The sequence below is a fragment of the Streptomyces sp. NPDC088116 genome, from assembly GCF_044741745.1.
Classification (GTDB): domain Bacteria; phylum Actinomycetota; class Actinomycetes; order Streptomycetales; family Streptomycetaceae; genus Streptomyces.
The window spans coordinates 298,242-310,124 of the sequence record NZ_JBIUTF010000001.1 but is presented as its reverse complement, the minus strand read 5'-3'; the positions used below and the strand labels follow the sequence as shown (position 1 = coordinate 310,124).

At 70.2% G+C, this 11,883-nt stretch carries 10 protein-coding genes and 1 pseudogene; all 11 read left to right on the top strand.

Features of this window, described 5'->3' with window-relative positions:
• Window positions 1-36 precede the first annotated feature (36 nt).
• The 11 genes and pseudogenes from ACIOJD_RS01370 to ACIOJD_RS01320 all read left to right on the top strand — a co-directional run bounded on the left by ACIOJD_RS01370 (window position 37) and on the right by ACIOJD_RS01320 (window position 11,869).
• Window positions 37-1,323: an Ig-like domain-containing protein gene (locus ACIOJD_RS01370; protein WP_401908853.1), complete on the top strand. Its 1,287-nt coding sequence runs from the start codon at window positions 37-39 to the stop codon at window positions 1,321-1,323.
• Between the two features lie 378 nt (window positions 1,324-1,701).
• Window positions 1,702-2,472 carry an enoyl-CoA hydratase/isomerase family protein gene (locus tag ACIOJD_RS01365; protein ID WP_401907630.1) on the top strand — a complete coding sequence of 257 codons (771 nt, stop codon included), beginning with the start codon at window positions 1,702-1,704 and terminating at the stop codon, window positions 2,470-2,472.
• Between the two features lie 373 nt (window positions 2,473-2,845).
• Window positions 2,846-3,358 carry an ATP-binding protein gene (locus tag ACIOJD_RS01360; RefSeq protein WP_401907629.1) on the top strand — a complete coding sequence of 171 codons (513 nt, stop codon included), beginning with the start codon at window positions 2,846-2,848 and terminating at the stop codon, window positions 3,356-3,358.
• Between the two features lie 228 nt (window positions 3,359-3,586).
• Complete coding sequence (locus ACIOJD_RS01355) at window positions 3,587-4,435, top strand: polysaccharide deacetylase family protein (protein WP_401907628.1); 849 nt, start codon at window positions 3,587-3,589, stop codon at window positions 4,433-4,435.
• Complete coding sequence (locus tag ACIOJD_RS01350) at window positions 4,435-5,748, top strand: hypothetical protein (protein ID WP_401907627.1); 1,314 nt, start codon at window positions 4,435-4,437, stop codon at window positions 5,746-5,748. The genes ACIOJD_RS01355 and ACIOJD_RS01350 overlap by 1 nt, the downstream gene beginning before the upstream one ends.
• A 191-nt stretch (window positions 5,749-5,939) precedes the next feature.
• Window positions 5,940-6,605 carry an ADP-ribosyltransferase gene (locus tag ACIOJD_RS01345; protein ID WP_401907626.1) on the top strand — a complete coding sequence of 222 codons (666 nt, stop codon included), beginning with the start codon at window positions 5,940-5,942 and terminating at the stop codon, window positions 6,603-6,605.
• A 416-nt stretch (window positions 6,606-7,021) separates the two neighbouring features.
• Window positions 7,022-7,237 carry an EF-hand domain-containing protein gene (locus tag ACIOJD_RS01340; protein ID WP_401907625.1) on the top strand — a complete coding sequence of 72 codons (216 nt, stop codon included), beginning with the start codon at window positions 7,022-7,024 and terminating at the stop codon, window positions 7,235-7,237.
• Between the two features lie 149 nt (window positions 7,238-7,386).
• The gene (locus ACIOJD_RS01335) at window positions 7,387-8,340 is read left to right on the top strand and encodes a CopD family protein (RefSeq protein ID WP_401907624.1); all 954 of its coding nucleotides are present in this window, start codon (window positions 7,387-7,389) and stop codon (window positions 8,338-8,340) included.
• Window positions 8,341-8,532: 192 nt separating this feature from the next.
• On the top strand, window positions 8,533-9,516 hold the full coding sequence (locus ACIOJD_RS01330; protein ID WP_401907623.1) for a lytic polysaccharide monooxygenase: 984 nt from the start codon (window positions 8,533-8,535) through the stop codon (window positions 9,514-9,516).
• Between the two features lie 134 nt (window positions 9,517-9,650).
• Window positions 9,651-10,835: pseudogene (locus ACIOJD_RS01325) on the top strand (pyridoxal phosphate-dependent aminotransferase); the annotation flags it as partial.
• Between the two features lie 587 nt (window positions 10,836-11,422).
• Window positions 11,423-11,869 carry a transposase gene (locus ACIOJD_RS01320; protein ID WP_401908851.1) on the top strand — a complete coding sequence of 149 codons (447 nt, stop codon included), beginning with the start codon at window positions 11,423-11,425 and terminating at the stop codon, window positions 11,867-11,869.
• The last annotated feature ends 14 nt before the right edge of the window (window positions 11,870-11,883 follow it).

Here is an 11,883-nt window from a genome sequence, read left to right as displayed (position 1 = left end):
GGCGGGGCCAGGCCGCGCGAGGGGAGACGACCAATGGTGAACGGGCTGCCGATATCGGGGATATCGGAGATGACGGCCGCGTCGGACCGGGGGCCGCAGGGACGGCGACCGGTACGGCCGGGGGGACGCAGGGGAACGGGCCTGACGGCCCTGATGACGGGGGCGCTGCTCCTGCTGGTGACCGCCTGCGGCGGGGGAGGGAACGCAGCGGACGACAGCGGCAAGGGGGACAACGGCGCGAACGGGGTGAAGAACGCGGCGTCCGCCGCCGTGCTGACCGTCGCGCCGAAGGACGGCGCGAAGGGGGTCGCCACCACGGGCGCCCTCAAAGTCACCGCCGACAAGGGCAAGCTGGCCAAGGTCACCGTCCAGGACGACAAGGGCAACCCGGTCGAGGGCAGGACGGCCGCCGGTGGCGCGAGCTGGGAGCCGCTCCAGCATCTGGCCGCCGGCACCAAGTACAAGGTGCACGTGGTCGCCAAGGACGCCGACGGCCGGGCGTCCGCCAAGGACACGAGCTTCACGACGCTCGTCCCGAAGAACACGTTCATCGGCCATTACACGCCGGAGGACGGTTCGACGGTCGGTGTCGGCATGCCTGTCTCGATCAACTTCACCCGGGGCATCACCGAGCCCGAGGCCGTGGAGAAGGCCATCAGGGTGACGGCCGTTCCCTCCGTACCGATCGAGGGCCACTGGTTCGGCAACGACCGGCTGGACTTCCGGCCCGAGAAGTACTGGGCCGCGGGTACGAAGGTGACCGTGAAGCTCGACCTGGACGGCGTCGAGGGCCGCCCGGGGGTGTACGGCAAGCAGGCCAAGACGGTGAAGTTCACCGTCGGCCGCAGCCAGGTCTCCACCGTCGACGCGAGCGCCAAGACGATGAAGGTCGTACGGGACGGCAAGCAGATCAAGAACATCCCGATCACGGCGGGCGCCCCGTCGACCACCACGTACAACGGTCAGATGGTCATCAGCGAGAAGTACGCGGTGACGCGGATGAACGGCGCGACGGTCGGCTTCGGCGGTGAGTACGACATCAAGGACGTGCCGCACGCGATGCGTCTGTCGACCTCGGGCACCTTCGTCCACGGCAACTACTGGGCCTCTTCCGGCACTTTTGGATCGGCGAATGTCAGCCACGGCTGTGTGGGGCTGCGGGACATACGAGGCGGCGGTGACAACGGCACCCCGTCGGCGTGGTTCTACAACTCCTCGCTCATCGGCGACGTCGTGATCGTGAAGAACTCGAACGACAAGCAGATCGCCCCGGACAACGGCTTGAACGGCTGGAACATGCCCTGGTCGGAGTGGACCAAGTAGGCCTGCCTGTACGTACGTACGTGGCGTGAGCCTCGCAGGCGGGGATCTCCGTACGCGGAACCTACGTCCGCAGGAAGTCCGGTACGGGGGATCCCCCAGGCGAGAGCTTCGTACGCGAGAGCCTCCGTACGGAGGCGACGCGGTCCACGACGGACCCGGTGCACGGTGACCCCGTGCGCCGGGTCCTTTGTCGTAAGCGAGCGTCAGGGCCGACCGGCGATCGAGGGGGGCGGCGTCGCGGGGTGGGCACGCGCATCCGCGGCGTTGCCGTCCCTCACCAACGCTCCGCGTCGACTCGGTCCTCCGCCTCGCATCTGCACGCACCCACCCCCGCTCCTTCTCCCCCCCCCGATCGCCGGTCGGTCTAACCTGCCTCGTATGACCCATGTGACCCTCGAAGTCTCCGGCGGTGTCGGCACCATCCGTCTCGACCGCCCTCCGATGAACGCGCTGAACGCCTCCATCCAGGACCGGCTGCGGGAGCTGGCCGAGGAGGCGGGCCGGCGTGACGACGTACGTGCCGTGATCCTGTACGGCGGCGAGAAGGTCTTCGCGGCCGGAGCCGACATCAAGGAGATGCGGGAGATGGACCACGCGGCGATGGTCGTACGGTCCAGGGCGCTCCAGGAGTCGTTCACGGCGGTGGCCCGTATCCCCAAGCCCGTCGTCGCGGCCGTCACCGGCTACGCGCTGGGCGGGGGCTGCGAGTTGGCGCTCTGCGCCGACTTCAGGATCGCCGCGGCCGATGCCAGGCTCGGGCAGCCCGAGATCCTGCTGGGCCTGATCCCCGGCGCCGGCGGCACTCAGCGCCTCGCCCGGCTGATCGGCCCGTCCAGGGCGAAGGACCTCATCTTCACCGGCCGTCAGGTGAGGGCGGACGAGGCCCTGTCGATCGGCCTGGTCGACCGGGTGGTCCCGGCGGCGGAGGTGTACGAGCAGGCCCGCGCCTGGGCCGAGAAGCTCGCCCAGGGGCCCGCGCTCGCGCTGCGGGCAGCCAAGGAATCGGTCGACGCGGGGCTGGAAACGGACCTTGAGACCGGCCTCACCGTCGAACGCACCTGGTTCGCGGGTCTGTTCGCCACCGAGGATCGCGAGCGGGGCATGCGGTCCTTCGTGGAGGACGGGCCGGGCAAGGCCACATTCCTCTGATCACGTTCGCCGGCTGCCGCACCGGCCTCACGGGGCCGTTCCCGGGGACGTCCGGGCGACCTCGCGAGGCGGTTCCCGGGGTCGCGCGCATGCCTCGCGCCGGGGGCTCGTGGGGGTTTCCGCCGGACACGGAGAGTCGCCGCGTCAACCCGGTGCATGGCTTAATACAGCCTTAAAAGAGCGTTAAGATAATCACCTTGATCGCTCTTGGTGATCATTGAATCACTCGACGTATGTGCAGGTCAGGACGGTCGTTCGGGCGCATCCCCTGCCCGGGGCATATGCCACTGCGCCCCCTGGAATGATTCATTCCGGTGAGGTCGATTACCTGGGAACGGCCCCGGGAAAGGCTCCTGGCGGCCATGATGGGGGCATGGCGGGCCTGGAGGGTGTGGAGCAACCGCGGCAGCGCGGGAACGCGACCGCTGCGCGGTGGATACCGTCCGGCGAAGACGAACAAGCGCTCAGAGCGCTGGAGTTGTACGGCAATCCGACGGACGGCGAAGTGAGGCTGCCCTCCCGCCCGGAGTCCGCCTCCGCCGCCCGCCGGATCACTCACTGTGTGGTGCTGCGCCAGTGGGCGCTCTCGCCGCAGACGGCGGAGTACGCGGTGCTGCTCGTCTCCGAACTCGTCGGCAACGCCGTACGGCACACCGGGGCGCGGGTCTTCGGGTTACGCATGCTGCGACGGCGCGGCTGGATCAGGATCGAGGTGCGGGACCCCTCGCGGGGGCTGCCGTGTCTGATGCCGGTGCAGGAGATGGACATCAGCGGGCGCGGGCTGTTCCTGGTGGACCGGCTCTCCGACCGCTGGGGGGTGGATCTGCTGCCGCGCGGCAAGACCACCTGGTTCGAGATGCGGGTCGCCGACCGTCAGACTCCGTGAGTCGGGTGGGCGGACTCTCCTGGGCCGGGACTCCTTGGGCCGGGAGCGTCGGGCCCCTGTCCGGTGCTCGGACTCCTGGGCCGGGCGGACGGATTTCCCCGGGCCCGGCGACGGGTCCCCTCGGCAGCCTCCCCACGTCCGGCGACGGCGTACGCAGGTAACGACCCGTAAGCGCCCCTCATCGGGTCAATCATCACCTTTCACCCACTTCCCCCCTTAAATGGGGGCGTGATCCCGATCGACCGTCGCAGTGCACTGCGCGCAGCAGCCGGCGCGGCCGTCACGGGCGCCCTCGCCACCGGTTGTACGGACGGCGGCCGCGCCGGGCCCGCCGCCGTACCGTCGGGGTCGGACGCCCCGTCCACCGCCCCGTCCACGCCACCGTCCACGTCAACTTCCTTACCACCGACCGGATCCGCCGCGGGAAACGCGCGGCGGGCCGCCCGTGACGCGCCTCCGCCCCGCCGCTTCCCCGGGCAGCCCGCCGAGATCGCCCACGGCCCCCGTAACCATCCCCGGGTGGCTCTCACCTTCCACGGCCAGGGCGACCCCGCCACCGCCACCGCCGTCCTGAGCGAGGCCGAGCGCGCCGGAGCCCGGATCACCGTCCTCGCCGTGGGCGGCTGGCTCGACGAACACCCGTCCCTCGCCCGCCGGATCCTCGACGGCGGCCACGACCTCGGCAATCACACGCTGCACCACACCGACATCTCCACGATGGACGAGGCGGAGGCATACGCGGAGATCACCGGCTGTGCCCAGCGGCTGCGCCGCCTCACCGGCTCCATCGGCAGCTGGTTCCGCCCGTCCCGCACCCAGCACGCCACCCCGCTCGTCCAGCGACTGGCCCGGCGGGCGGGTTATCCGCATGTCCTCTCGTACGACGTCGACTCGCTCGACTACACCTCACCCGGCGCCGCGGCCGTCACCCGCACCGTCACCGGACAGATCCGCAACGGCTCCGTGGTGAGCCTGCACTTCGGGTACGCGGACACGGTCGCCGCGCTGCCCGCCCTCCTCGACGCACTGGAACGCCGCGGCCTGCGCGCGGTGACGACCACGGAGCTGCTGACCTGATGCACCGGATGCCTTCCCGCCCCGCGCGGACCACCGCCCCGCCCGCCGCGCGGACCGCCACCTCGCGAACCGCCATCGCGCGAACCACGGCCCGGCGAACCACCGTTCCGTTCAGGCCTGTTCGGTTCAGGCCTGTCCCGCTCACCACGCGGACCGTCGCGCTCCTCGCGACGGCCCTCCTCGCCCTGCTCGCGGGCTGTGGAGGCCCCGACGCCCAACAGCCCGAGCCGCGCGTCACCAAGGCCGCCGTGCGCGCCGTCGCCTCCGCCCCCGCCCGGCCCGCCGGGCTGCCGGGCATGCCGCCGGTGCGGAACCCCAAGGACATCTACGCCGCCGACCGGCCCGGCCTGCTCTCGCCCGTCGTGAAGGGCTTCCCGTCCCGGGTGTACGTCCCCAACACCCACTCGGACACGGTCTCGGTCATCGACCCCGCGACGTACAAGGTCATCGACACCATCCCGGTCGGCCGGCAGCCGCAGCACGTCGTGCCCTCCTGGGACCTCAAGACCCTCTGGGTCAACAACAACCGCGGCCACACCCTCACCCCCATCGACCCCGCCACGGGCAAGGTCGGCGAACCGGTCGACGTACACGACCCGTACAACCTCTACTTCACGCCCAACGGCAAGTACGCGATCGTGATGGCCTCGCTCGACCGGGAGTTGGTGTTCCGCGACCCGCACACGATGAAGGTGATGAAGACCGTTCCGGTCACCTGCGCGGGCGTGAATCACGCCGATTTCTCTGCGGACGGGCGGTACTTCATCGTCTCCTGCGAGTTCTCCGGCGAACTCCTCAAGGTCGACACGGCGAAGATGAAGGTCCTCGCGCAGCGGAAACTGCCCTTCGAGGGCGCCATGCCGCAGGACGTGAAGATCTCGCCCGACGGCAAGACGTTCTACATCGCCGACATGATGGCCGACGGCATGTGGGTGCTGGACGGCGAGAAGTTCACCACGCCGAAGCTGCTGGCCACCGGCAAGGGCACGCACGGGCTCTACGTCAGCCGCGACTCCAAGGTGATGTACATCTCCAACCGTGGCGAGGGGACCGTCTCCGTCTTCGACTTCGCCCGCAAGCACCTCGCCAAGAAGTGGCGGCTCCCGGGCGGCGGCAGCCCGGACATGGGCGGTGTCTCGTCGGACGGCAAGGTCCTGTGGCTGTCGGGGCGTTACGACTCCGAGGTGTACGCGATCGACACCGCCACGGGCAAGGAACTCGCCCGGATCCCGGTCGGCGGCGGACCGCACGGACTCGCGGTCTACCCGCAGCCCGGCCGCTACTCGCTCGGTCACACGGGAGTCTTCCGCTGACGACCGGAGAACCGGACGGCTGGGGAACCGGCCGGCCGACGTACCGACGCCGGCCTGCGGCCCGCTATTTGGCGTCAACTCGCCATTCCTGACGGCTCTTGAGGCCATGTAGGGCAGGGCGGCGGTCTGACACGCCCCTGTTCGGGTGAGGATCCCCGGCCCGTCGTCGTGCAGCGTGGAAGGTGCTCCCCATGATCACTCCTCGCTCGCGGCGACGGGCCGCAGCTGTAGCCCTGTGCGTCGCCGCCGCATTGATCCCGGCCGCCGCCACCGAGGCCGCGCCCGCGCCGCCTTCGGCCGCGGCCGCCTCCCTCCGGCCCGTCCCGGTCAGGCCCACCCCGGTCGAGCCCGCCGCCGCCAAGCCCTTCGAACACTGTCCCGCGGTGGCCGACCCGATGTTCGCCGCGGCGGACCACAGCGTCGAGGTGGACCGGATCACTCCGGTGCCCTCCTGGCGCACCGACTGCAAGCAGCTCTACCGTGCCGACAGCCGACGGCCGGAGCTCATCTTCGAGCAGGGCTTCCTGCCCAAAGCGCCGCTGGGCGGCCAGTACGACGTGAAGAAGTACGTCCTGGTCGACCAGCCCTCGCCGTTCGTCTCCATGTCGTACGACCACGACCTGTACAAGCGGTGGTCCAAGAACGGCTTCAACTACTACGTCGACGCCCCCGGCGGCATCGACGTCAAGAAGACGATCGCCGACCCGCGGATCCCCGCGGGGGCGGAGGAGGTCGCCTTCCCCGGTGGTGTCTCGCGGGAGCGCATCGTCGGTGCCTGCCCGGTCGACGAGCACAAGAAGACCGAGATCATGTCCCAGTGCGTGGACAACCCGCACTACGAGCCGTGGCGCGGCTGACATCCCACCGGTCGGCGGCCCACTCTCCGTAAGCCCACTCTCCGCAGAGCCCGCTTTCCGTAAGCCCGCTCTCCGTAAAGCCAGTTCCCCGTAAAGCCAGTTCCCCGTAGAGCCAGTTCCCCGTAGAGCCAGTTCCCCGTAGAGCCCGCTCCCCGGGACGCCGTTCACCCTCCGGGCCGCCGCCGCTTTCCGGCCGCCGCCCATTCTCCGGAACGCCCGTGCGCCGCGGGCGTTCCCCAACGACAGCCGGACCCGGATCACCCGGTCCGGCCGCCCCGCCGCTCACCCCCTTGTCCCCGCCCTGTCTCCCCTCCGTACGCCCACGATCCGTCGTGGTCCCGGGTTGCCGCCGAACGAGTGAACGCGAACGGATAATCTGACCCCTGTCATTACGGCTCCACGGAGGGACGGAAACAGTGGCGGACATAGACGAGGCGCGCAAGGCGTTCGACCGGTTCGACGCGGACGGCGACGGGCGCATCACGGCGGCCGAGTACAAGAGCGCGATGGCGCAGCTCGGTGACTTCCATGTGACCGAGACCGTGGCGCAGGCCGTGATCAACTCGCACGACGTGAACGGTGACGGGCTTCTCACCTTCGACGAGTTCCTGGCCTCCCGCACCGGGAACTGACGCCGCTCCTCCTGACGCGGCTCCATTCCTGCGGCGTCCGGCGCACGGGGCACCCGGTACGCATCCGGGTTCCCTCCCGCCGCGTCGGCCCTACCGCGTTCGCCACAGTCGCGTTGCCGCGTCCGGCGCCCGGTAGGGATGATCAGAAGGTGATACTTCCGGGTCCGTCCGAAGACGGCACCAGCGGTTCCACCGTTCGCAGCCCCGCCCTGACGGCGGGGCTGGTCGCCGGGGGAGTCCTGGTCGCCCTGCTGGTCGCGTTGCTGGGCGTGGGTATCGCGGCGCGTGGCACCGGAGAGCTGGGGATCCCCGGCGCGGGCGTCACCACCGCACTGCGGGTGGTCGTCTTCGCGGCCCTCGCGCTCCACCTGGGCGAACTGTCCGGCCACCGGCTCGCCCGTACGGACCCCGTGCCCCGCAGCTGGGCGGTCGCCGCCGCACTGGCCGGGGCGACCGCCTCGGCCGGACAGATCGGACTGCTCGCCTTCGTCAGCGGTCTCAAGATCACCGCGGTGTACGGCACCGTGGACGGTCGGCTCCTGCTCGTCATGGCCAACGGGTTCCTGGTCGCCGCCTGGTGCGCGGCGACGAGCCGGCCGATATCGGCGGTGGCCCCGCTGGCCGTGGTCGTGGGCGCGGAGGCGCTCCGCGCCCACCCGGAGCAGTACACACCGCTGCTGGGCGCCGCCCTCACCGTTGTCCATCTGACGGCGGCCTCACTGTGGACCGGCAGCCTGCTCTACATAGTGCGCACGATGTGGCTGCGGCGGGACGACCCTGCCGCCGCCAGGGACGTACTGACCCGCTACGCCCGGATAGCCGGCTGGCTCTTCGTCGCGCTGGCCGCCACGGGGACGGTCTCCGCCCTGCGCCGACTCCCCGCCGATGTCGTTCTCACGACGGCGTACGGACGCGTACTGATCGCGAAACTCATATTGATCGCGCTGGTGAGCGGCCTGGCCCTGACAGCCAGGCGCAGACTGCGCCGCGGGGGAGACATGGTCACGCCCGTGCGCCGAGAACTGGCGGCACTGGCGGTGGTCGTTCTGCTCTCGGCGGTCCTGACCGTGGTCCCGGACCCGCACTGGATCAGTACGCGGTAGTCACGCCGCGCAGGGCTGCCCCGCGTATTCGTACCGGCGCGCAGGGGTGCACCCGCGCTTAGCCGGCCTTCCGAGCGCGCCGCGCCGAAGGTCGCGGTACTTCCTCTGAACGCCCCGTGAGTCACGGCCGTAATACACGGCATGCTGCCGGGCCGCGAGGTCACCGGGGCCCGCCGAGGAGGTCTGTCACGGATGATCCGCCACCGTATTTCCGCCGCCGCGCCCTTCGCAGCCGTCGTGCCACTCCTGCTCGCCGGGCTGACGGCGTCGATCACACTGACGGCCGGACCGGCGTACGCGCACGGCGCACCGACGGACCCCGTCAGCCGGGTCGCCGCCTGCGGTCCGGAGGGGGAACAGCGCGCCCGGTCCGCGGCCTGCCGCGCGGCCGTCGGCGCCAACGGCGGCCGGCCGATCGGCGCGTGGGACAACCTCCGTATCGCCGACGTCAACGGCCGGGACCGCCAGGTCGTCCCGGACGGACAGCTGTGCAGCGGTGGCCTCGACGCGTACAAAGGTCTGGATCTCGCCCGTACGGACTGGCCCGCCACCACACTCCGTGCCGGGGCCGCGTTCACACTGACCTACGCGTCCACGATCCCGCACGAGGGGACGTTCAGCCTCTACCTCACCCGCGAGGGGTACGACCCGGGCAAGGCGCTGACGTGGGACGATCTGGACCCGCAGCCGTTCATCACGGCCAAGGACCCGCGGTTGGAGAACGGCGCGTACCGCATCACGGGCGCGCTCCCGGACGGACGGACCGGGCGGCACGTGCTCTATACGGTGTGGCGGAACTCCAGCACCCCGGACACGTACTACTCGTGCTCCGACATCGACTTCACCGGGAGCGACACCGCCGACCAGGACCGGACCCCGCAGAACTCCGAACCCCCGTCGGCCTCCCCGCCCGACGACGCGGATCGGGCCTCGGCGCCCGCTCCCGAGGCCCCGGCCCCGGAACCGTCCGCCCCGGAAACCTCCGCCCCGGGGGCCGCTGCCCCAGTACCTTCCGCCGCTGAGTCCTCGCCCGCGACGTCCGCTCCGCAGTCCGTACCGGTACCGGCCGGATCGCAGTCCGAGCCCGCCGACTACATGCCGATGGCGGCGGCGGGCGGTGCGGTGATGGCCTCGGGCATCGTCGTACTGGTGGCGCGCAGGCGGCGCGCACGCTGATCGCCGAGAGCCGCCGCCACCGGCGAGCCCCGAACTCCCTTCAGGCGCCGCGTACTTCCGTGCCCCCGTCCCCTCACGCACCTCCCGGACGCACCGACCGTAAGGAGACCTCTGTCATGTCCCAGCCCCCTGAAATGGGCCTTCTGCGCAGTGCCGCGCACAGTCCGTCCTGGGCCATGCTGAGCCGCCTGTCGCCGGGCACCCCGGCGGAACACCCCGAGCCGTCGGCTCAGGCCGATCCGTACGCCAGGGCCCAACCGGCGCAGCAGCGGGTCGACTTCTGCATACCGTGCAACCCGTACTTCCCCACCCCGGACATGTTCGCCCGGATGCGCGGCTCCCTGGAATCGATCCTGAAGTACTACCCGAGCGACGCCGACACCGTCACCGCCGAACTGTGCGCGGTGCTCGGCCTCAACCCGCAGACCGTGGCGATGGGCAACGGCTCCACCGAGCTGATCACCTGGATCGATCATCTGCTCGTACGCGAGAGCCTGGCCATCCCGATCCCCACCTTCGGGCGCTGGACGGACCAGCCCCTGGAGACCGGCAAGCGCGTGGACATGTTCCCGCTGCACGAGGACCAGGACTTCACCCTCGATCTCCAGGAGTACGTCCGCTTCATCCGCCGGCGCGGTTCCCGGGTGGCGGTCATCTGCAACCCCAACAACCCCGACGGCGGCTACCTCCGCCGACACCAGGTGCTGTGGCTGCTCGACGAACTCTCCGACCTCGACCTGGTGGTGGTCGACGAGTCGTTCATCGACTTCGTCGATGCCGAACGGGCCCCGTCCGTCGCCGACGAGGCGTCTATCCGGTCGAATGTGATCGTGCTGAAGAGCCTCGGCAAGAACTTCGGACTGCACGGCATCAGATTCGGCTACCTCGTGGCCAACCCCGCACTCGCCGCGACCGTGCGCAAGGCGCTGCCGAAGTGGAACCTCAACTCCTTCGCCGAGAGCGTGGTGTTCATGCTCAAGGAGTACGGAGTGGAGTACCACCAGAGCCTGGCCCTGCTCGCGCGGGACCGCGCCAACATGGCCCAGGCACTGGCCGCGCTGCCCGACCTCATCGTCTTCCTCTCCCAGGGGAACTTCCTCCTGGTCAAGCTGCCGGACGGGGTCGACGGCGCCACCTTGCGCGACCGCCTGCTCACCGAGCACGGCATCTTCATCCGCGAATGCGGCAACAAACTGGGCAGCAGCAGCCAGTTCCTGCGCCTGGTGGTGCGCCCGCACGAAGACGTACAGCGCCTGCTCACCGCTCTCCAGACCTGCCTCCCCACAGGCCCCACGGGCCTCGCCCGTCACCCGGAGCCGGCAGCTGCCCCCGCCTCACACCTCCCGGCGTTGACTCCTGCCCGCTGAGTACCCGGCACGATGCCGCTTGTCGTCGCCAACCACTCAAAAGCCCTCTCGACGTAAGTACCTGACGCTGTCGGGGATCTTGAAACTCGGCGTGGCTGATCATGCTGGGCGAGTCATGTGAACGATGCGTTTCAACTGGTCAGATGGCAGCTCAGCGGGCTGGTCGGCGGTCTGGAAGTCTCCTGCGGCCCTGGTGGCCGTTGGATGAACGGAACGTTCGTGCCCGGTGATGCTGGCGTGGGGTGTGTCGATGAGGGTTCACCCGTTCGTGGTGAGCGTCCCGAGAATGACGGATCTGATGGCCGGTGCGGGTGGCACGGTTGGGGCCCGCGACTTCGGAGGCCCGAGATGTGCGTTCGCTCCCGTACCGGCTGTGTCGTTCCCGAGCTGACGGTGCGCGTGGCTCGGGCGTGCAACCCGCGCGGCACCACCGCCATGGCCATCCGCGACCACCTCAACGGTTTGTGGAGCGATGAGGACTTCGAGGAGTGGTATCCCGGGACGGCAAGCCGGGCTTGTCGCCTGCTCAGTTGGCCACGGTGTCGGCCTTGCAGTTCCTGCTGGGGCTGTCCGACCGGCAGGCCGCCGAGTCCGTGCGCAACCGCATCGACTTCAAGTACGCCCTGGACATGGAGTTGGAGGACTCCGGTTTCCACCACAGCGTTCTCACCGACTTCCGCGAGCGTCTGGCCGAGGAACGCCGGGCGGACAGGCTGCTCGACCTCGCGCTGGAGAAGATCCGGGCAGTCGGCCTGGTCCGGGAGCGTGGCCGGCAGCGCACGGACTCCACTCACGTCTTGGCCGCGGTCCGTGACCTGACCCGCCTGGAGTTGGTGACGGAGGCCATGCGCGCGGCCCTTGAAGAGCTGGCCCGCCGGGCGCCGCACGCTGGCGGAGTGCCGGAGGTCGTGGAAGCGGATGCGGCGGAGCCCAGCGTTGCGGCGGAGCGCGGCGAATGTCCGGGTGCACTGACAACGTTGCGCTGACGCCCCAGTGTGGT

Excerpts from the sequence above, each read along its gene's own strand:
- ACIOJD_RS01365 (WP_401907630.1), top strand. The coding sequence starts at position 1,702 with ATGACCCATGTGACCCTCGAAGTCTCCGGCGGTGTCGGCACCATCCGT.
- ACIOJD_RS01360 (WP_401907629.1), top strand. The coding sequence starts at position 2,846 with ATGGCGGGCCTGGAGGGTGTGGAGCAACCGCGGCAGCGCGGGAACGCG.
- ACIOJD_RS01350 (WP_401907627.1), top strand. The coding sequence starts at position 4,435 with ATGCACCGGATGCCTTCCCGCCCCGCGCGGACCACCGCCCCGCCCGCC.
- ACIOJD_RS01345 (WP_401907626.1), top strand. The coding sequence starts at position 5,940 with ATGATCACTCCTCGCTCGCGGCGACGGGCCGCAGCTGTAGCCCTGTGC.
- ACIOJD_RS01330 (WP_401907623.1), top strand. The coding sequence starts at position 8,533 with ATGATCCGCCACCGTATTTCCGCCGCCGCGCCCTTCGCAGCCGTCGTG.